Source organism: Pseudomonas sp. MF09156 (assembly GCF_059862305.1).
Window position 1 is genome coordinate 1,057,053 of sequence record NZ_JCBCUR010000001.1, and the last position, 20,505, is coordinate 1,077,557.

Below are 20,505 nucleotides of genomic sequence, written 5' to 3' on the forward strand. Positions count from 1 at the left end.
ATGACTCAGACATTACAGACCACCCTGCTGATTATCGGCGGCGGCCCCGGCGGTTATGTGGCGGCGATTCGCGCCGGCCAACTGGGCATCCCGACCATCCTGGTAGAAGGCCAGGCGTTGGGCGGCACCTGCCTGAATATCGGCTGCATTCCGTCCAAGGCGCTGATCCACGTCGCCGAACAGTTCCAGCAAACCGTGCACCTGAGCCAGGGTTCGGCCCTGGGTATCGACGTGGATGTGCCAACCCTGGACATCCGCAAGAGCGTCGAGTGGAAAGACGGGATCGTCGACCGCCTGACCACCGGGGTTGCCGCACTGCTGAAAAAGCACAAAGTGCAGGTGATCCACGGCTGGGCCAAGATCGTCGACGGCAAGACCGTGGACGTGGGTGACCAACGTATCCAGTGCGAGCACCTGCTGCTGGCCACTGGCTCGAAAAGCGTCAACCTGCCGATGCTGCCGATTGGCGGGCCGATCATCTCGTCCACCGAAGCCTTGGCGCCGAGCCGTGTGCCAAAACGCTTGATCGTGGTCGGTGGCGGTTACATCGGCCTGGAACTGGGGATTGCCTATCGCAAGCTCGGTGCCGAGGTCAGCGTGGTCGAAGCCCAGGACCGCATCCTGCCAGCCTACGACGCCGAGCTGACGCAACCTGTGGCCGAATCCCTCAAGCAATTGGGGGTCAAGTTGTACCTCAAGCACAGCGTGACTGGCTTTGAAGGCGGCAGCCTGCAAGTACGCGATCCGGAGGGCGGCACCCTGGCCCTGGAGACCGATCAGGTACTGGTCGCCGTTGGTCGCAAACCCAACACCCAGGGCTGGAACCTGGAAGCCTTGAACCTGGCGATGAATGGCGCGGCGATCAAGATCGACAGCCGCTGCCAGACCAGCATGCGCAATGTGTGGGCCATCGGCGACCTGAGCGGCGAGCCGATGCTGGCACACCGGGCCATGGCCCAGGGCGAGATGGTGGCCGAGCTGATCAGCGGTAAATCCCGCGAATTCAACCCGGCGGCGATCCCGGCGGTGTGCTTTACCGACCCGGAACTGGTGGTGGTCGGCAAGACCCCGGACGAAGCCAAGGCCGCAGGCCTGGACTGTATCGTCTCGAGCTTCCCGTTTGCGGCCAATGGCCGGGCCATGACCCTGGAGTCCAAGACCGGCTTCGTGCGGGTGGTGGCACGTCGCGACAATCACCTGATTGTCGGCTGGCAGGCGGTGGGGGTCGGCGTGTCCGAGCTGTCCACGGCCTTTGGCCTGAGCCTGGAAATGGGTGCACGCCTGGAGGATGTGGCGGGCACCATTCATGCCCACCCGACCCTGGGTGAAGCGGTGCAGGAAGCGGCGCTGCGGGCGTTGGGGCATGCGTTGCACCTGTAAAACCGTGGTGATGCTATCGCCGGCAAGCCGGCTCCTACAATCGAGCGCGTTACGCCGACCAAATGTAGGAGCCGGCTTGCCGGCGATAGCGGTGGATCAGCCAAAACAGATGCTCAATGGTCCCCCCACCCGCTCCCACACAGGCCAAGAATGAAGTATTGTTGCGCCCATCCAGAAATAAACCGAAAGCCTGCCTTCGACCAGGCGGTTGAAAAAAGATAGAGGGTGTCATGGGTAACGAAAGCATCAATTGGGACAAATTGGGTTTTGACTACATCAAGACCGACAAGCGTTTCCTCCAGACCTGGAAAGACGGCGCCTGGCAAGAAGGCACCCTGACCGAAGACAACGTGCTGCACATCAGCGAGGGCTCCACCGCCCTGCACTATGGCCAGCAGTGTTTTGAAGGCCTGAAGGCCTATCGCTGCAAGGACGGTTCGATCAACCTGTTCCGCCCGGACCAGAACGCCGCCCGCATGCAACGCAGCTGCGCCCGCCTGCTGATGCCGCAAGTGCCGACCGAAGCCTTCATCGAGGCGTGCAAGGAAGTGGTCCGCGCCAACGAGCGTTTCATCCCGCCGTACGGCACCGGCGGCGCGCTGTACCTGCGCCCGTTCGTGATCGGCACCGGTGACAACATCGGCGTGCGCACCGCGCCCGAGTTCATCTTCTCGATCTTCTGCATCCCGGTCGGCGCCTACTTCAAGGGCGGCCTGACCCCGCACAACTTCCTGATCTCCGGCTATGACCGCGCCGCGCCGAACGGCACCGGTGCCGCCAAGGTCGGTGGCAACTACGCGGCCAGCCTGATGCCCGGCTCCCTGGCGAAAAAAGCCAACTTTGCCGACTGCATCTACCTGGACCCGGCCACCCACTCGAAAATCGAAGAAGTCGGTTCGGCCAACTTCTTCGGGATCACCCACGACAACAAGTTCGTCACCCCGAACTCGCCATCGGTGCTGCCGGGCATCACCCGCCTGTCGCTGATCGAACTGGCCAAGACCCGCCTGGGCCTGGAAGTGGTCGAAGGCGACGTGCTGATCGACAAACTGGCAGACTTCAAGGAAGCCGGCGCCTGCGGTACCGCAGCGGTGATCACGCCGATCGGCGGGATCGAGTACAAAGACAAGCTGCACGTGTTCTACAGCGAAAAAGACGTCGGCCCGGTGACCCAGAAGCTCTACAAAGAGCTGACTGGCGTGCAGTCCGGCGACGTTGAAGCGCCGGCCGGCTGGATCGTCAAGGTCTAAGCCGACCCTGATTGTAGGCGCTGGCTTGTGTGGGAGCTGGCTTGCCTGCGATAGCGGACTGTCAGTCAACGCATTGGTGACTGACATATCGCTATCGCAGGCAAGCCAGCTCCCACATTTGTTTTGCGGTGGTTTCAGGACTTGGGCAGGTTCTGCGCAATCTTCTTGCCCATGCTGATCCTCGGCTCCACGCCATACCCCAGCGCCTCGTAGAACCCCACCACTGTCTCGTTGCCCAGATTGATCTGCAGGTTGATCTTCAGGCAGCCCAGGGCGATCAACGCCTGTTCCCCATGGCGCACCAGCGACGCGCCCAGACCTTGCCGGCGATAGTCCGGATGCACGGCCACCGAATACAACCAACCACGATGCCCGTCGTAGCCTGCCATCAAGGTGCCGATCACGGTCTTGCCGTGGGTGGCGACAAAAAACAGCCCGTCCTCCACCGCAAGCTTTCTATCAATCGCCAGTTCCGGCCGGTTATGCGGGGTGTCGTAGCCAAACGCCAACTGCTAGAGCGCCGCTACCTGGGCACGATGCAGGCGGTCGCGGTAAATCCCGATGGGGTGGCGGGACGACAATACCTTCTCCATCACCAGGGTGCGCTCGTTGCCGTGGTACACATCGCGCACGGTCTGGAAACCCAGCTTGGTATAAAACGGCTCGGCGGTGAGGGACGACGGTACGCTCAATACCGTGACCCCAGCCTCACGGGCCCGCTGTTCGATATCGACCATCAGTTGGCGGCCGATGCCCTGCCCTTGCAGCGCCGGGTTGACGAACACCGAACGCACCACATTGGCGTCCAAGGCGGCGGTAGCGACGATTGCCTGATCCTGGAGTGCAACCAGCACGGTACGCCGCGTGAGCAATTGCAGCACCGCCTCTGGCGTGAAGTTGCTCGCCACCCGCGCAATCACGTCCGCCGGGTAGTCGCCGGCGTTGCTGCTGTGCAGGGCCGCCAGGATGACTTGGCTGATGCCTTCGGCATCGGTGGGTTGGGCGAGGCGGACGGCGGTAGACATGACTCCTCCTGACGGGCGACGTAATGACAGCCACCACAATACCCATGTGTGGGCTTGTGTGGGAGCCGGGCTTGCCCGCGATGCAGGCACCTCGGTGTGTCCGCCACACCGCGGTGATGCTATCGCAGGCAAGCCAGCTCCCACACAAGCCGGCTCCTACAGGTTTGAGCACCCCTGACAGCCGATTCGGCTGCCACACCCCTCTTTTCAGCTTTCCCGGCTGGGCCGCTCCCCTGTTTCAGCCGGGATTCTGCGGCCAGAGCGCACAAAATAGCCGCAATGCCCAACCCCATGGACCCGTGCCCCCATGCAAACCACCAATACCGTCCTGATGATCCGCCCGGCGCACTTTGCCTTTAACCCGGACACCGCGATTAACAACCGCTTCCAGCGCGCGCCCGTCGACCCGGTGGCCGCACAGCACAAAGCGCTGCAAGAGTTCGACGGTTACGTCGCCACCCTGCGCGAGCATGGCGTGGAAGTGTTGGTGGTGCAGGACACGCCCGCACCCCATACCCCGGATTCGATCTTCCCCAACAACTGGTGGAGCAGCCACGCCGACGGCAGCCTGGTGCTGTACCCGATGGAAGGCCAGAACCGTCGCCTGGAACGCAACAAAGGTGTGCTGCAAGTGCTGGAGCAGCGCTTCACGATCAAGCACACCATTGATTTCAGCCACCTGGAACAACAGAACATGTTCCTCGAAGGCACCGGCAGCATGGTCCTCGACCGCCAGCACCGCATCAGCTACGCCTGTCACTCCGGGCGCACCCATCGCGATGCGCTGCGCCAGTTCGCCGAGCGCCTGGACTATCAGGTCTGCGCCTTCCACGCCGTCGACCGCCATCACGCACCGATCTACCACAGCAACGTGATGATGAGCGTCGGCCGCGACCTGTCGGTGGCGTGCCTGGACGCACTGCCCGAAGCCCACGAACGCCAAGGCCTGGAACGCTCCCTGCGCGACACCGGCAAAGACATCCTGGCCCTGGACTTCGACCAGTTGGAAGCCTTCGCCGGCAACATGCTGGAACTCCACGACCGCGACGGCCAGCCGCTGCTGGTGATGTCCGCCAGCGCCTGGCACTCGCTCAAGCCGGCGCAGCGCCAGCATGTGGAGCGCCACACCCACCCAGTCGTGGTGAATATCGACAACATCGAACGCATCGGCGGCGGCAGTGCCCGCTGCATGTTGGCCGAAGTGCATCTTCCGGCCCGCGCCTCATTCCAATAAGGAGTTTTTCCATGACCCGTTATATCGACGTCAACGACCTCAGCTACCTGGTATCGCAAAAAGGCCTGCAAACCTGCATCACGGAGATGGCCGAGTACATCCGCGCCGACTACCTGCGCTGGAATGACTTCGAAAAATGCGCGCGCCTGGCCAACCACTCGCCCGAGGGTGTGATCGAGCTGATGCCGGTCTCGGATGCTTCGCTGTATGCCTTCAAATACGTCAACGGCCACCCGAAAAATACCCAGAGCGGCATGCTCACGGTCATGGCGTTCGGCGCCCTGGGAGATGTGGACACCGGCAAGCCGGTGCTGCTCAGCGAGATGACCCTGACCACGGCGATCCGCACTGCCGCCACTTCGGCCCTGGTCGCGCGCTACCTGGCACGGGACAACAGCCGCAGCATGGCGTTGATCGGCAATGGCTCGCAAAGTGAATTCCAGGCCCTGGCGTTCCATGCCTTGCTGGGCATCAATGAGATCCGCCTGTTCGATATCGATTCCAAGGCCATGCACAAGCTGGCGAACAACCTCAAGGCTTTCCCGGCGATCAAAGTGACCCTGGCCGCAAGCGTTGCCGAGGCAGTGAAAGGCGCCGATATCGTCACCACCGTCACTGCCGACAAGGCCTACGCCACCATCCTTACCGACGACATGATCGAGCCCGGCATGCACCTTAATGCCGTCGGCGGCGACTGCCCCGGCAAGACCGAGCTGGACCGGCGCATTGTCGAGCGCGCGCGGGTGATCGTCGAGTACGAACCGCAAAGCCGTATCGAAGGCGAAATCCAGCATATGCCCGAGGACTCGCCGGTCACCGAGCTGTGGCAAGTGATCAACGGCCAGAAGCCGGGCCGGGAAAACGCGCGCCAGGTCACCCTGTTCGACTCGGTGGGTTTTGCCCTCGAAGACTACTCGGCCCTGCGTTATGTGCTGGATGTGGCCAAGGCCCTGGACGTGGGCAGCGAGCTGGAACTGGTGCCGGACCTGGCCGACCCCAAGGACCTGTTCGCACGCCTGGCCCAGCAACCGGTCGCACAGCACAAAAAGCGCGCCTGAAACCGCTCTGGCCTGCCGCTTTGCGCGAGCGGCGGGCCGTAAATCCTGATTTGAAAAGCCGATATACAGGGTGTTGCAGCCGATTCTGCTGCAACCGGTGTTTTAACAGCGTATTCCGCGTGCCAACGCCTAGGTAAACGACACAAAAAACGCACCATCATGAAGCATTCTGAGCGCGACCAAAGAGTCAGCAAATGAATGCATGCCGCACCCTTTCTACTGCCCTGACATCAATTACAAAATATAGGGAAAACACCATGACTCCGCTCCGATCACTCGTCGCCGCGCTGCTCCTGCCTTTGTGCGCCACCGCCGTCCAGGCCCAGGAATGGAAAGAAATCCGTTTCGGCGTGTTCCCCGAGTACCCACCCTTTGAATCCGTGGCCGCCGACGGCAGCCTGCAAGGTTTCGACATTGAGTTGGGCAACGCCATCTGCGCCAAGCTTGAAGTCAAATGCACCTGGGTCCACAACGAATTCGACGGCATGATCCCGGCACTGCGTGCGCGCAAGTTCGACGCCATTATGTCCTCGATGGCCGTGACCCCGGCCCGGCAAAAACAGATCGACTTCAGTGACCGTCTGTTCCTCAGCCCCACCTCAGTGATCACCCGCAAGGGTGCAGGCTTCGGCGACACCCCAGAATCCCTCAAGGGCAAACAGGTGGGTGTGCTCCAGGGCTCGCTGCAAGAAGCCTACGCCCGTGCTCACCTGGCCAAGCTCGGTGCCCAGGTCAAGGCGTATCAGTCCCAGGACCAGAACTACGCCGACCTGCAAAACGGCCGCCTCGACGCGACGCTGACCGACAAGCTCGAAGCCCAGCTCAACTTCTTGTCCAAGCCTGAAGGCGCCGACTACCAGTCCGGCCCGGCCTTCAAGGACCCGACCTTGCCGCTGGACATCGCCATGGGCCTGCGCAAGAACGACCAGGAGTTGCTGGCACTGATCAACAAGGGCATCGCGGCCATCCAGGCTGATGGCACTTACTCGCTGATCCAGAAGAAATACTTCGGTGACGAAGATATCTATCACGAATAACGTCAGCAGATAGCCTCTCCCCCTGTAGGAGCGAGCTTGCTCGCGAAAAACTCAAGATCGCCACCGGGTACCCGTTTTACCCGGTCATCGTTGACGATTTTCGCGAGCAACCTTGCTCCTACAAAGGGAAACCGTGCCCATCGAGATCTCCCTTCATGAATGAACTCCTCAACCTGCAAGGCTTCGGCCCGCTGTTGGCCCAGGGTGCCTGGATGACCATCAAGCTGGCGTTCCTCGCGCTGGTCCTGAGCCTGACCCTGGGCTTGATCGCCGCAGGTGCCAAGCTGTCCAGCCACAAGCTGTTGCGCATCCCGGCCACGCTCTACACCACCTTGATCCGCAGCGTGCCGGACCTGGTGCTGATCCTGCTGATCTTCTACAGCCTGCAACTGTGGCTCAACGACCTGACCGAGATGCTCGGCTGGAATTACTTCGAAATCGATCCATTCACCGCAGGCGTGATCACCCTGGGCTTTATCTACGGTGCGTATTTCACCGAGAATTTTCGCGGCGCCATGCTCAGTGTGCCGGTGGGCCAACTGGAGGCGGCAACCGCCTACGGCTTGAGCCGCTGGCAGCGCTTTCGGCTGGTAATGTTCCCGCAGTTGATGCGGTTTGCGTTACCGGGGCTGGGCAATAACTGGCTGGTGCTGCTCAAGTCCACAGCGCTGGTGTCGATCATCGGCCTGGCAGACCTGGTCAAGGCCGCGCAGAACGCCGGCAAGACCACCAACGACCCGTTGTACTTCCTGATCCTCGCGGGCCTGGTGTACCTGGTGATCACCACCCTTTCCAACCGCATCTTCAAGCGCCTGGAACGGCGCTACAACGTTGGCATCAAAGGGGTGGCGCGATGATTGAACTGATCCAGCAATATGGCCTGGCGTATCTGTGGACCGATGGCTCGGGGTTTTCCGGGGTGGCCATGACCTTGTGGCTGTTTATTGTGTCGGTGATCCTCGGGTTTTTCCTGTCAATCCCATTGGCAATTGCCCGCGTCAGCGAGCACTTCTGGCTACGCTGGCCGGTGGAGGTCTACACCTACCTGTTTCGCGGCACGCCGCTGTATATCCAGTTGCTGATTTGCTACACCGGCCTGTACAGCCTGGAGGTGGTGCAGGACAACGCCCTGCTCAACCAGTTTTTCCGCAATGCGTTGAACTGCACCCTGCTGGCCTTTGTGCTCAACACCTGCGCCTACACCGTGGAGATCTTCGCCGGGGCCATTCGCAATATTCCCCACGGCGAGATTGAAGCAGCACGGGCCTACGGCTTGCACGGCTGGCGGATGAACCTGTTCGTGGTGATTCCCGCCGCGCTGCGCCGCGCGTTGCCGGCCTACAGCAACGAAATGATCCTGATGCTGCACGCCACGTCCCTGGCGTTTACCGCAACCATCGCCGATATCCTCAAGGTGGCCCGCGACGCCAACGCCGAAACGTTCCTCACGTTCCAGGCCTTCGGCATTGCCGCGCTGCTGTACATGCTGCTGTCCTTTGCATTGGTGGGCCTGTTCCGACTGGCCGAACGACGCTGGATGCGCTTTCTTGTCCCGACCCGAGGCTAACCCATGAATCAGTCCGCACAGGCCCTGGCCGCTCATCCCACCCACGTTGCCGCGCCCCGCCCGAGCGTGGTGGCGGCCGGCGCCAACGTCAAACTCAAGGTCGAAGACCTGCATAAAAGCTATGGCGACCATGAAGTGCTCAAGGGTGTTTCGCTCAACGCCAGCAAGGGCGATGTGATCAGCCTGATCGGCGCCAGCGGCTCCGGCAAAAGCACCATGCTGCGCTGCATCAACTTCCTCGAACAACCCGACGCCGGGGTGATCACCCTGGACGGCATCAGCATTGAAATGCGCCCGGGCCGCGCAGGCGTGCAGGCGCCGCACCAGGCGCAACTGCAGAACCTGCGCACGCGCCTGGCCATGGTGTTCCAGCACTTCAACCTGTGGAGCCACATGACCGTGCTGGAAAACATCTGCATGGCGCCGCGCCGGGTGTTGGGCGTGAGTGGCGCCGAGGCAGAAAAACGCGCGCGGATGTACCTGGATAAAGTGGGCCTGCCGGGCCGGGTCGCCGACCAATACCCGGCGTTTCTCTCCGGTGGCCAGCAACAGCGCGTGGCCATCGCCCGGGCCCTGGCCATGGAGCCGGAGATTATCCTGTTCGACGAACCGACCTCGGCACTCGACCCAGAGCTTGTAGGGGAAGTCCTAAAAGTCATACAGACGTTGGCAGAGGAAGGTCGTACCATGCTCATGGTCACCCACGAAATGGGCTTTGCCCGGCAAGTGTCCAGCCAGGTGCTGTTCCTGCATCAGGGCCGCGTCGAAGAACAAGGCAGCGCCGAGATCCTCGACCATCCCAACAGCGAACGCTTGCAGCAATTTCTCTCCAACCGCTTGAAGTGAACACAGAATCGACCATGGATACCAAGGCCAACGGACCCCATTCCTCCCCTGCGCTGGATCGCATCGATGAAGCCATCATCGATGTACTGCGCCATCAGGGGCGCATCACCTACGAGAAGCTGTCTTCGCTGGTGCACCTGACGCCCAGGCCCTGCCTGGAACGGGTGCGCAAGCTGGAACGGCGCGGGGTGATCCGCGGCTATGGCGCGATCATCGATGTGCAGATGGTCTCGCCGGGGTTGTCGTTGCTGGTGCTGGTGGCCCTGTCCAACCAAAGTGGGCGCTCGGCGCAAAAAGCCTTCGAAGCTTGCGTCAAGGCCTGCCCGCAGGTGTTCGAATGCCAACTGATCAGCGGCCCCTTCGACTACAGCCTGCGCATGCGCTGCCGGGACATGGAGCACTACCGCGTGCTGACGGAAACCTGGTTGAACAATGACGAGCTGCACATCGACAAACTGGTGGCCCATCCAGAGCTGGCGGTGGTGAAAAACACCGCGACTGAGCTGGCCTGAACCCCATCGCCTCACACGATGCAGATCAGATGTGGGGGGTGGGCTGGTGTGGGGGCTGGCCTGTGTGGGAGCTGGCTTGCCTGCGATGCAGACGCCTCGGTCTATCAGCTATACCGAGGTGATGCTATCGCAGGCAAGCCAGCTCCCACACAAGCCAGCCCGCCATATGCTTCCTATATGCTTCCCATATGCTTCCCACACGTTTTAACCCTGCCCGCCTGAAATCCGCTTACCAGGGCGCTCACCAATCAGCTTCGCCTGCCCATCCCGCTGCTTGCCCGTCCGCGCCTCGCTGATCAACCCCGGTATCAACTTGCCCTCCGGCAAATTCTTCCAGAACCGGCTCGGCAGGTGCCCTTCCATGACCTTAGGATTCAACCGCGCCGGGTTGAAGATATGGCTGTAATAGGTCAGCCACATGGCACTGTGCGGATCTTCGACATTCTGCGCCAACTGCTGCCATTGCTCCGGGCACTGGCGTTGATGGATCAACTGCTCACCGTCGTAATACACCCCATCCAGGGGCGTCGCGATCATCCAGCGATGGCGGCCCATGCGCCCGACAAAGTGCTGGCTGGCACTGTGCAGAATGTCGTGGGCCGGCTCGTGCCACGCCACATACTCCGGCAGTTGCGGTCCCGCGGCTTGCGGCAGGGCAATAAAACGTACAAACGCATGCAGGTGATGGGCCTCACGCCGTACCTGCTTGATCCGTCGCTGCAGCTCGCTGCCCAGTTGATCCCCCGCCATCATCGCCGTGCGGTCACCATGGCTGACGCGCCACAGCACTTCATACAACAGGCTCCAGCGCTGTTCGCCGTGGTAACAGGCGGCGCTTTCCAGCAGCTCCAGCAGGGCCTTGGGAATGCGCGCCTGGAACGGGCCATTGTGCGGGGGGTAGTGCTCATCGGTGGCGAACAGGTCCGCCACTTCCGCTTCGCCCCAACACACATGGCTGGGGTCGATCTGATGACTGAGCAGCCAGCGCGCCTGCTCGCGCCAGGTGCTGAACAGGTTGTCGCATTCCAGGCTGATCATCCCCACAACCCCATCTGTTGCGGTTGCGGGCGGTCGCGCAGTTGCTCGCGCAGCAGCACGCTGGTGCTTTCTGCTTGCTGGGGGTGGTAGTCGCTGGTGATGAAAAACGGCTTGGCCTTGCTCAACACACAGCGCATGCGTGCCAGGTCTTCAAAACGGATCTTGCGTTGCCGGCGCAGCTCCACCAGGCGCTCGGTGGTGCGCAGGCCAATCCCCGGGATACGTGCGATCAACGTCGCCTCGGCGCGGTTCAGGTCCAGCGGGAACACCTCGCGATGTTCCAGGGCCCAGGCCAGCTTGGGATCGATGTCCAGCGCCAGATCCCCCGGCCCCGCGAACAACTCATTGGCGCGAAACCCGTAACTGCGCAGCAGGAAATCCGCCTGGTACAACCGGTGCTCGCGCATCAATGGCGGCGCCGCCAGAGGCACGCTTTTCGGGCTATTGGGAATCGGGCTGAAGGCCGAGTAATACACCCGGCGCAGCTTGAAGTTGCCATACAACGCCTCGGCCCCGTGGAGGATGGTGCTGTCGTCCGTGTCATCGGCGCCGACAATCATCTGGGTGCTTTGCCCGGCCGGGGCGAAACGCGGTGCCCGTGGCTCGTTGAGCACGGTTTGCTCACCGGTGAAAATCGTCTGCATCGCCTGCTTGATCGAACCGATCTGCTTCTCCGGCGCGAGGATCTGCAGGCTTTTATCAGTGGGCAATTCGATGTTCACGCTCAAGCGATCGGCATACCGCCCGGCCTCGGCAATCAACGCAGGATCGGCTTCGGGGATGGTCTTGAGGTGGATATAACCGCGAAAGTCATGCTCCTCACGCAGCAACTTGGCGACCCGCACCAATTGCTCCATGGTGTAGTCCGCCGAACGGATGATCCCCGAGCTGAGAAACAGCCCGCTGACGCAATTGCGCCGGTAGAAGTCCAGGGTCAGGCTCACCACCTCCTCCGGGCTGAACCGTGCACGGGGCACGTCGCTGGAGCGGCGGTTGACACAGTATTGGCAGTCGTAGAGGCAGAAATTGGTCAGCAGCACCTTGAGCAACGACACACAGCGCCCGTCGGGCGTGTAGCTGTGGCAGATGCCCATGCCATCGCTCGACCCCAGCCCGGCCTTGCCCTCGGAGGTGCGCTTGGGCGCCCCGCTGCTGGCGCAGGACGCGTCGTACTTGGCGGCATCGGCGAGGATGCTGAGTTTTTCGATCAACTGCATGGCGGGCCACCCAATACTGTGTTTTTGTACAGTATCAGGAGCAGCACCCGCCATTCAAGGGGAGACAGGCGAACGGTAGAACAAATCACCGTAGGAGCAAGCAAGCCGGCTCCTACGGTTGCGTGGTGTCAGGCCGTCAATCGTCGCGCGTCAGCACTTCCAGCAACTCAATCTCGAAATGCAGATTGCTATGGGGCTTTATGTGCGCGCCCATCGTCCGCTCGCCATAAGCCAGATGCGCCGGCACAAACAGCTTGCGCACGCCACCGACCTTCATCCCCATAAGGCCCTGGTCCCAGCCTTTAATAACTCGACCGCTACCGATCACACACTGAAACGGTTTGCCCCGCTCCCAGGACGAATCAAACACCGTGCCGTCTTCCAGGGTGCCGGTGTATTGGGTGGTGATCAGCGCACCCTTGACCACGGTTTTGCCGTCGCCTTGGCGGATGTCGGTGATTTGCAGTTCTTCGGTGCTCATGGGGGTCTCGTTGGGTTCACACTGGCGGGCTTTTTCCCAGAATCCAGCGTCTTTGGCAAGTGCCCTCTAAAGGATCCAGACTACACCCCAGCCAGAAGCGCCTGACTTAACCCTGTCCATTTTTTCCCCTCTTATAAAAAACCAACCACCCCGGTTGTATAAAAATAAGAGGTCACCCCCAATGAACGAATCAACAAGCCCCGTCCGTGTCGCTGTGGTGCAGTTCGATCCCCAGGTCGGTCTGGACAACCGCGAAGACAATCTTCAGCGCAGCCTGGCCTTGGCCGCGGAGGCGGTCGGTGGTGGGGCTAATCTGATCGTGCTGCCGGAGTTGTCGAACTGCGGTTACTTCTTCCGCAGCCGCCAGGACGCATTCGAGCATGCCGAGGCCATTCCCGGCGGGAGCAGTGTGCAGGCCTGGATGGCGTTTGCCGCCACCCATCAGGTGTATCTGGTGGCGGGCCTGAATGAGATCGATGGCCGGCAGTTGTTCAATACCGCAGTACTGCTGGGCCCGGATGGGTTGATCGGTAAGTATCGCAAGGCCCATTTGTGGAACCTGGAAAAGTTGTGGTTCACCCCCGGCAACCTGGGTTTTCCGGTATTTGAAACGCCTATCGGGCGCATTGGCCTGTTGATCTGCTGGGATATCTGGTTCCCGGAAGTGTCACGGATCCTTAGCCAGCAAGGCGCCGATATCATTTGCAGCCTCAACAACTGGGTGTGGACGCCGCCGCCGCTGTTCGACGAGGCCGGCAAATGCATGGCGTCGTACCTGACCATGACCGCCGCCCATGTCAATAACGTGTTTATCGCCGCTGCCAGCCGTATCGGTGAGGAGCGCGATGCGCGCTACCTGGGGTGTTCGCTGATCGCCGGGACCAATGGCTGGCCTATCGGCAAGGTGGCGTCGGCCAACCGCCAGGAAATCCTGTTCGCCGATATCGACCTGACCAGCGCCCGCAGTGCGCCGATCTGGAACAGCCTCAACGACCTGCACCGTGACCGGCGCCATGATCTGTACGATCAGATGCTCGGCTATTCCCATCACCCTGCCCTGCCACGCTGAAGGGAGGGTGGGTCATGGAAAATCTATTCATCAAGCCCGGGACCGCGCGATCTCAAGTCGATAAGGCGATCATCGCATTGGTGTTCATCAGTGCCTTGCTGATCCTCTGGACGGCCCTCACACATCAGGGCTCCTGGCCCGGCTACGGCGATATGGTGGCAGGCTTACCCGAGCCAATCGCCTGGCTGCGCTGGGTATTGGGGGATATCAGCGAGGTAGCCTTCTACAAGCATGAACTGGCCTCCCTCGGGTTGCTGGCGGGTGCGTACCTGGCCTGGTGGGCCAGCCGCACCGGCAGGCGCTGGCAGGGTTTTGCGATTTGCTACGGCAGTGGGCTGTGGCCGTGGCTGGTGACCAGTTCCCTGCTGGGCCTGCTGTTGAGCAATCTGTTGTGGGGGTGGACGCTCACTGCGGACACCTGGCAGCCCACCTTCGCCGCGTTTGTTTCCCTGCCGGCGGCGATGGTGCTGATGTTTGGTGGCGGCTGGAAGGTCACCCTCAACGGCGCGTTGCTGGGTGCGCTGTTGGTCACGCCGATGTGCTTGCTGATTGTCAATTTTGTCTGTGTACCGCTGGAGTTACCGGTGGTGATTGGCAACGTACTGGGCATGGCGGCGGGCAGTGTGATGGCCTTTGTCGTTTGTCGTCGCGTTCCGATTCTGGTGCGTTCGGACTTTATCGCCACGGACAAACCGTTGCCGCTCAAGCCGCCAACCTATGGCCTGGGCTGGAGTTTGCGCAGGGTCTTGGCGGACTTTTCCGAAGCGCCGTTCTTCGGCAATGAGTGGGCCAGCCTTGGCCTGCTGGCGGGGGTCCTGCTGGCGTATGCCTTGAACCCATTGAGCGCTGCCTATGGTTCGGGACTGGTGCTGCAACTGATCGGTGCCCAGGCGCTGACATCGGCATTGGGCGTGCTGATCTGGCGCAGTCAGTGGATCAAGCGCGGTTGGTATCCCACCTATGTGCCGCTGGTGTCGGTCGTACCGGCGGCGGTGTTGACCCATGGCGGAAGTTGGATGGTGGTCGGTTCGAGCGCGTTGCTCGGCGCGCTGATTGCACCACCGCTGGCCTGTGCCATTGCGGGCCGGCTGCCGGCATACATTCATCCGTATATCGGCAATGTGATCTCGATGGCGCTGAGCACCTTATTGATTGTGCTCATCGTTGGCAGGCTGATCGCGTAAACACGCGGGTCAGGCTCATGAGCCTGACCCGCTGGCCTCACAACCAGCGCCAGAACCGCCCCCAGAACCCCCGCTCCAGATCCGCCTTGCACCCCGCATACTGGCGCGCATACAGATCGGAGCGGGCCTTGACCTTGCCGGCTACCGGCAACAGCCACGCCTTGCTGGCGTAGGTGCGGTTACGGTAGCCGCCCCAGCCTTCGTGGTAGTTGAGGTATTGGCCATAGGCGTCGTATTTGTATACGCCGTTGATGCTGGCGGTCTTGTCCATGTACCAGCCGACAAAGTCGATGGCATCGTCGAAGTCCTGGCGGCTGGCCCAGTTGCGGCCGGTGCTTTTCTGGTAGTCGCCCCACACTTCATCCTTGGCCTGGGCGTAGCCGGCTGCGGTGCTGACGCGGCCCCAGGGAATGATCCATAGCAGGTACTTGCGCGGGGTCTTGGCGTTCTGCCGGAAGCCCGATTCCTGATACATGATGGCGAACGGCACCTGGATCGGCACACCCCAGCGCTTCTGGGTGACTTTGGCCGCGTCGTACCAGTCGTCCTTTTCGCGGAAGATGCCGCAGATGTCGTCAGGGGTGCGTGGCGGTGAAGTGCCGCACGCCGCCAACAGGGTGGTGAATAGCAGGAGGGCTGTGGTTTTTAGCGGGGTCAAAAGCGTACCTTTGCATGAGCGCGTAAAAAAGCCGACAGTTTACGCGCTCACGCAAGGTGTTGTGGTTACGACATCAATGGACCTTGATCAAGCCACGGGCACTTTACGGGTCGAAATGGCCAGGCGACCGATGCCAAAGCTCAATGCGGCGCCCAGTACCAACATCAACAAAGTGCTCCACGCCGCGCGGGACAGTTGCTTGGCCGCCACTTCGCCAGCTTCACGAGCCTTTTGTTCGGCTTGGGCTTTCAGTTCTTCGACTTTCTGCACGGCCTGCTGATACGCCTGGGCATAGTTTTCGACGATCTGGCTAGCCTCGGCCTGGCTCTTGCCGGTGCGGGCAGCGACGATGTTGACCAGCGCCTCTTTGTCCGCTGCATTCAACGCAGGCTCACCCGAAGCTTTGACGCGTTCGAACCATTGCTTGAGCTCAGTCGCAGCCTGGGCCGGGTTGGTGGCGGCATCAGTAGCCGCTTGCTGGCCGTCTGCCGCTGCCTGGTCGGCTTTTTGTTCGACATTGGCCGGATCCAGTTCAGCCTTGCCGCTTTGTTTGAGCAAGGTGTCGAGTTCGCCCTGCAAGCTGTCCCAATCCAGGCTGATGCCCTTCTCGTTCAACTGCTGCTTGACGCTGTCGCTGATGCCGGGGGCTACCGCAGCAATTCCGCTGCCGGCCGCCGACAGGCCTTTGCCGACCACATTGCCCGCTGCGCCGACCACGCTGGTGGCCAATGCCGCCAGCAGCCAGGTGGTGAGCAAGGTGGTGATGGTCCAGCTCAGGACGCCGTGCAGGCCGCCGCGATCCGGGGCGGTGCGGCCGGCGACGAAGGCGCCCACGCCAATCGCCAACAGTGTGGAGACAAACAGCCAGATCCCGGCACCGGTGCCAAAACCGCTCAGCGGGTTACCCGCCGCCATGGGGTCGACTGCACTGGCGCCGATGGCGGTGCCCAGCACGCTCAGCACCAGGTAGGTCACCAGGGCAATTGCACTACCGGCCAGTACCGAGCCCCAGGACACTCGAAAAGGCGAGCGGTTGGTTTCATACAAAGTGGTCATGATCGTTCCTTGGACAAGTGAGTAGGCCGTCAGTGTGTCGAGGCCGGAGGTTGCGGTCTCGGCACAATTGCACTAGGGCAACTGGTGCATTCGCACCCCGCCAAGCTGAATCGGTCTGCACTATGCTCAAGGCCAGTTGTCGTACTCCACACACACCACCTGTAGGAGCCGGCTTGCCGGCGAAGACGGCCGTAAGGCGTGCGATGAAGCTTGGGGCCTCATCGCCGGCAAGCCGGCTCCTACGCGGATTTTTTTGGAGAAACCATGAGCCAGGCCGTCCTCGCCCAAGAAACCAATCGCCGCCAATTGCAGCAGATCATTTCCGGCCTGTCCGATGGGGTGATTCTCGCCGAGATCGACCAGAGCATTCTGTGGGCCAACGAAGCCGCGCTGGCCATGCATGGCCTGGATGACATCGCCGGGCTGGGGGCCAACACCGCCGAATACGCCGAGCGCTTTGCCCTGCGCTACCGCAACAATCACCCGCTGCCCCTGGAGGCCTATCCCCTGAGCCGGGTGGCCAACGGCGAAGAGTTCAGCGATGTGGTGGTCGAAGTCACGCCCATCGCCGACACCGACCGTACCTGGGTCCATCGTCTGCGCAGCCTGGCGCTCACCGACAGCGCCGGCAAGCCGGAATTGCTGGTGCTGATCTTGAGCGATGCCACCGAATGGGCCAGCGCCGAGCAGCGCTTTGAAAAGACCTTCAACGCCAACCCGGCGCCGGCAGTGATCTGCCGCCTGAGTGACTTGCGCTATATCAAGGTCAACCAGGGCTTCCTCGAAATGACCGGCTACAACCGCGACCAGGTGATCGGCCGTTCGGTGTACGAACTGGACGTGCTGGAACAGGCCGAGCGCAAGGAGCTGGCAATCCAGCGCCTGGGCGAAGGTGCGACCATCCCGCAGATGCAAGCCGAGCTGAAGCTGCCCGAAGGCGGCAGCAAGCTGGTGATTGTCGCCGGCCAGCCGCTGGATATGAACGATGAGGAATGCATGCTGTTTTCCTTCACTGACCTTGAGCCCCGGCGCAAGGCCGAAACCGCCCTGCGCCAGAGCGAGGAGCGGTTTGCCAAGTCGTTCCGCCTGACGCCGGTGCCAACCCTGGTGTGCGACGCGGGCAATCAGCAGGTGGTGGACGTCAACGATGCGTTCATGACCATCACCGGCTACACCAGCGAAGAGTTGATCGGCAAATCCATCAGCGATATCAACTTTATCGACAGCAGCGAGGCCTGCACGCAGTTGTTCGCCACCCTGGAAAAGGCCGGCAGCCTCGAAGGCCAGGACCTGAAGATCCGCAAAAAAGGCAATGAGGTGATTGACTGCGTGGTGTCGGCCGACACCGTAACCATCCAGGACACCGCCTGTTACCTGCTGGTGATGATGAACATCACCGAGCGCAAACGCTCGGAGCTGGAGTTGGTGTCGGCCATCGAGGAAGTGATGAAGGACGCCTCCTGGTTCAGCCAGACCCTGATCGAAAAACTGGCCAACGCCAAGAGCGTCAACAGCCCCAACCAGCCGAACATCGCCTTCACCGACCTGACCGCTCGTGAGCGCGATGTACTGGGGTTGATCTGTGAAGGCCTGGCCGACAAGGAAATCGCCTCGCGCCTGAAGCTGGCGCCCAACACCGTGCGCAATCATGTGGCAACGGTGTACTCCAAGCTCAACGTACACAGCCGCAGCGCCGCGATTGTATGGGCGCGGGAACGAGGGCTGTTTGCCGGCGAGCGACGGGTAAAAAAACCATGAAGCAAGTGCAAATGCACTAGCCCTACCAGTGCAAATTCGCCTTATTGCGAGGGGATGGGCTGCTTAACCTTGAAGGGTAGCCACAGGGTTTGACGCTCTGTGCCATGGCGATTGTTGCCCTTGAAGGAGACATCATGAAAAGTGAACAAATCAAAGGCCGCGTGGAAAAGGCCGTCGGCAAGGCCCAGGACTTTCTTGGCGACATGACCGATGACGAACAACTCCAGGCCCAGGGCGTAGCGCGCCAGGCGGCCGGCCAACTGCAACAGACCTATGGCGATGTGCTGGACAATGTCGGTGACTTTGCCCAACGCAAGCCGCTGGCCACCGTGGCAATCGTCGCGGGCGTGGGTCTGGTCCTGGGCCTGTTGCTGCGTCGTCGTTAATGGGGGCCGGCATGTTTACCTTGTCCCAACTGCGTAATTGCATCGAAGAAGCCTTGTTGCCACTGACTTGCGAGTTCACCCTGTGCCGCGATTCGTCACTGACGTTGAAGGTGTTTGATGCCGAGAGTGGGCGCGTGGACCTGGTGGTCACCGGGATCAGCGTGAACAAGCTCAAGACCCCGCAGGACGTCGCGACGATGGTCGAAGAATTGCGCTACGAATTGCACAGCAACACCGTGGGCGGTGCCATCTCCATCTGACCCCACCCCCTTGTAGGCACTATCCCCTGTGGGAGCGGGCTTGCCCGCGATGGCGGCGGCTCAGTCAAAGATGCATTTACTGACAGGCCGCAATCGCGGGCAAGCCCGCTCCCACAGGGCCGCAGACGTTTACCCAGGTGGTGTGATGTCAGGGCGCGGCTTTAACGACGCCCCGATAAAGTAGAACAGCCCCCCAGCCACGATAAACCCCGCCAGCATGTAGAACATGTAGTGCGCCGGCAGGCTGGCGAGTACCAGCCCGCACAATACCGGCCCCAGCGCCGCGCCGAGGTTGGAGAGGTTTTGCGCACCGTAGTACATGCCGCGCAGGTGGTCCGGGGCGATGCGGTCGATAAACATGTACTCGGCGGGGAATACGATGATTTCCCCCACGGTAAAGATCGCCATCGACACCACCCACCACCACACGCTGGTGGACAGCGCAAAGCCGATCACCCCCACCATGAACATCGCCAGCCCCAGGAGCAGCCAGCGGCTCAAGTGACGGTGGCTGATCTGCCGGCCAATCACGTATTGCAGGGCAATCACCAACAGGGCGTTGGTGGTCAGGATGGCGCTGATTACGGTGTAGGTGTATTCGGCGTCCGAGGTGGTCACCAGGTATTGCGACAGGTAGGCCGTGAACTGCCCGAACACCACGGCGCTGAGCAGGCCACCGAGGGTGAAGCACACCAGGCGATGATCGCGCAGCAACACCCGGCCCACCGCGATGAAGGGCACCGGCTTTTGCGCGGCGTCGACCGTGGCCAGGCTGCGGTCGCCCCAACGCCAGTACAGCAGGAAGAAACCCAGCCCCAGCAGCACCGACAAGACAAATGGCAGGCTCATGTCGACCTTGGCCACCATCGCCCCTAAAAACGGCCCTACCGCGTAGCCGATATTGGTCAGGGTGTACTTGATGGAAAACACTTCGCTGCGCGCGTCGACAGGCAACAGGCTGGCAAAACCGGCCTTGACCGCGACGTCGATCACCGCATACGCCAGGTTGATCAGGATCAGGCAGCTATAGAACAGCCACAGCTCGCGGGCCAGCAGCGTGCCGACAAACCCGAGGACGAACAACAGGCTCAGGCCCAGCAACAGCCGGTAGCTGTTGACCCGGTCCACAAGGAAACCGCCATACACGCTCAACAGGGAGCCGACGATCAGCGAACTGCCGATCACCAGGCCCACCTGGCTGATGCCCAGGGCAAAGTGGCTGGACAGGTAGATCACCATATAGGGAAAGGTGATCGCCTTGGCCAGGGTCAGTACCAGCGTGGCCGACAGCAGCAGGTTCACACTGCGGGGGTAGTTTTTTATTGTGTTCAGCATCCTGCTCTCGTTTCCTGAAAAGGAGTCGTTGCACACGCCATGACGGGCGCGAAGCGCAGCTACCTTAACTCAGGATGAGCGGCAAAAAAGACTGTTTTTATGCATTCGTGCATGCAATTTTTAAATGCGCAGCGCAAAGGGGGAAGAAGGGCGC

The 20,505-nt window shown here is 61.4% G+C and carries 20 protein-coding genes and 1 pseudogene; 14 read left to right on the plus strand and 7 right to left on the minus strand.

Annotation, left to right across the window (positions count from 1 at the left end; genetic code table 11):
• Both lpdA and AC19YY_RS05100 read left to right on the plus strand, forming a co-directional pair.
• Positions 1-1,380 carry a dihydrolipoyl dehydrogenase gene (gene lpdA / locus AC19YY_RS05095; RefSeq protein ID WP_170043155.1) on the plus strand — a complete coding sequence of 460 codons (1,380 nt, stop codon included), beginning with the start codon at positions 1-3 and terminating at the stop codon, positions 1,378-1,380.
• A gap of 230 nt (positions 1,381-1,610) precedes the next feature.
• Positions 1,611-2,630 carry a branched-chain amino acid aminotransferase gene (locus AC19YY_RS05100; protein ID WP_169956137.1) on the plus strand — a complete coding sequence of 340 codons (1,020 nt, stop codon included), beginning with the start codon at positions 1,611-1,613 and terminating at the stop codon, positions 2,628-2,630.
• A 134-nt stretch (positions 2,631-2,764) separates the two neighbouring features.
• Here AC19YY_RS05100 and AC19YY_RS05105 read toward each other — a convergent pair.
• Positions 2,765-3,655, minus strand: a pseudogene (locus tag AC19YY_RS05105) (GNAT family acetyltransferase).
• 307 nt (positions 3,656-3,962) lie between these two features.
• Here AC19YY_RS05105 and ctlX point away from each other — a divergent pair.
• From ctlX to AC19YY_RS05140, 7 genes are all read left to right on the plus strand, one after another.
• Positions 3,963-4,889, plus strand: coding sequence for a citrulline utilization hydrolase CtlX (gene ctlX / locus AC19YY_RS05110; protein ID WP_500603912.1), 927 nt, complete (start codon positions 3,963-3,965; stop codon positions 4,887-4,889).
• 11 nt (positions 4,890-4,900) lie between these two features.
• Positions 4,901-5,947 (plus strand): ornithine cyclodeaminase, encoded by a 1,047-nt coding sequence (ocd, locus tag AC19YY_RS05115; RefSeq protein WP_076962598.1) that lies wholly within the window; start codon positions 4,901-4,903, stop codon positions 5,945-5,947.
• A gap of 257 nt (positions 5,948-6,204) precedes the next feature.
• Positions 6,205-6,984 carry an ABC transporter substrate-binding protein gene (locus tag AC19YY_RS05120; RefSeq protein WP_169956145.1) on the plus strand — a complete coding sequence of 260 codons (780 nt, stop codon included), beginning with the start codon at positions 6,205-6,207 and terminating at the stop codon, positions 6,982-6,984.
• A gap of 155 nt (positions 6,985-7,139) precedes the next feature.
• On the plus strand, positions 7,140-7,841 hold the full coding sequence (locus AC19YY_RS05125) for an ABC transporter permease (protein ID WP_169956147.1): 702 nt from the start codon (positions 7,140-7,142) through the stop codon (positions 7,839-7,841).
• On the plus strand, positions 7,838-8,551 hold the full coding sequence (locus AC19YY_RS05130; protein WP_057439424.1) for an ABC transporter permease: 714 nt from the start codon (positions 7,838-7,840) through the stop codon (positions 8,549-8,551). The genes AC19YY_RS05125 and AC19YY_RS05130 overlap by 4 nt, the downstream gene beginning before the upstream one ends.
• A 3-nt stretch (positions 8,552-8,554) precedes the next feature.
• On the plus strand, positions 8,555-9,397 hold the full coding sequence (locus tag AC19YY_RS05135) for an ABC transporter ATP-binding protein (protein WP_262380948.1): 843 nt from the start codon (positions 8,555-8,557) through the stop codon (positions 9,395-9,397).
• 14 nt (positions 9,398-9,411) lie between these two features.
• Positions 9,412-9,909, plus strand: a complete 498-nt coding sequence (locus AC19YY_RS05140; protein WP_029296543.1) for an Lrp/AsnC family transcriptional regulator — start codon at positions 9,412-9,414, stop codon at positions 9,907-9,909.
• Positions 9,910-10,113: 204 nt separating this feature from the next.
• Here AC19YY_RS05140 and AC19YY_RS05145 read toward each other — a convergent pair whose 3' ends face one another.
• From AC19YY_RS05145 to AC19YY_RS05155, 3 genes are all read right to left on the minus strand, one after another.
• Positions 10,114-10,947, minus strand: coding sequence for a TIGR03915 family putative DNA repair protein (locus tag AC19YY_RS05145; protein WP_500603913.1), 834 nt, complete (start codon positions 10,945-10,947; stop codon positions 10,114-10,116).
• Positions 10,944-12,164, minus strand: a complete 1,221-nt coding sequence (locus AC19YY_RS05150) for a putative DNA modification/repair radical SAM protein (protein ID WP_169956151.1) — start codon at positions 12,162-12,164, stop codon at positions 10,944-10,946. The genes AC19YY_RS05145 and AC19YY_RS05150 overlap by 4 nt, the downstream gene beginning before the upstream one ends.
• Before the next feature lie 136 nt (positions 12,165-12,300).
• On the minus strand, positions 12,301-12,645 hold the full coding sequence (locus AC19YY_RS05155; RefSeq protein ID WP_169956153.1) for an FKBP-type peptidyl-prolyl cis-trans isomerase: 345 nt from the start codon (positions 12,643-12,645) through the stop codon (positions 12,301-12,303).
• A gap of 181 nt (positions 12,646-12,826) precedes the next feature.
• On the opposite strand from AC19YY_RS05155, the gene AC19YY_RS05160 reads away from it, so the two are divergent.
• Positions 12,827-13,714, plus strand: coding sequence for a nitrilase family protein (locus AC19YY_RS05160; protein WP_500603914.1), 888 nt, complete (start codon positions 12,827-12,829; stop codon positions 13,712-13,714).
• Between the two features lie 14 nt (positions 13,715-13,728).
• Positions 13,729-14,898: a hypothetical protein gene (locus tag AC19YY_RS05165; protein ID WP_500603915.1), complete on the plus strand. Its 1,170-nt coding sequence runs from the start codon at positions 13,729-13,731 to the stop codon at positions 14,896-14,898.
• Positions 14,899-14,935: 37 nt separating this feature from the next.
• On the opposite strand, the gene AC19YY_RS05170 is transcribed toward AC19YY_RS05165, so the two are convergent.
• Entirely contained in the window at positions 14,936-15,556 is a 621-nt protein-coding gene (locus tag AC19YY_RS05170) for a transglycosylase SLT domain-containing protein (RefSeq protein ID WP_169956157.1), read from the minus strand.
• Positions 15,557-15,643: 87 nt separating this feature from the next.
• Positions 15,644-16,612 (minus strand): hypothetical protein, encoded by a 969-nt coding sequence (locus AC19YY_RS05175; protein WP_492634412.1) that lies wholly within the window; start codon positions 16,610-16,612, stop codon positions 15,644-15,646.
• Positions 16,613-16,876: 264 nt separating this feature from the next.
• On the opposite strand from AC19YY_RS05175, the gene AC19YY_RS05180 reads away from it, so the two are divergent.
• From AC19YY_RS05180 to AC19YY_RS05190, 3 genes are all read left to right on the plus strand, one after another.
• The gene (locus tag AC19YY_RS05180; protein ID WP_432755439.1) at positions 16,877-18,370 is read left to right on the plus strand and encodes a PAS domain S-box protein; all 1,494 of its coding nucleotides are present in this window, start codon (positions 16,877-16,879) and stop codon (positions 18,368-18,370) included.
• Positions 18,371-18,504: 134 nt separating this feature from the next.
• Positions 18,505-18,756 (plus strand): CsbD family protein, encoded by a 252-nt coding sequence (locus AC19YY_RS05185; RefSeq protein WP_029296551.1) that lies wholly within the window; start codon positions 18,505-18,507, stop codon positions 18,754-18,756.
• An 11-nt stretch (positions 18,757-18,767) separates the two neighbouring features.
• Positions 18,768-19,016, plus strand: a complete 249-nt coding sequence (locus AC19YY_RS05190) for a DUF1652 domain-containing protein (protein WP_029296553.1) — start codon at positions 18,768-18,770, stop codon at positions 19,014-19,016.
• Between the two features lie 129 nt (positions 19,017-19,145).
• Here the strand turns inward: AC19YY_RS05190 and AC19YY_RS05195 are convergent, their stop codons facing one another.
• On the minus strand, positions 19,146-20,351 hold the full coding sequence (locus AC19YY_RS05195) for an MFS transporter (RefSeq protein ID WP_172314199.1): 1,206 nt from the start codon (positions 20,349-20,351) through the stop codon (positions 19,146-19,148).
• Positions 20,352-20,505 lie beyond the last annotated feature (154 nt).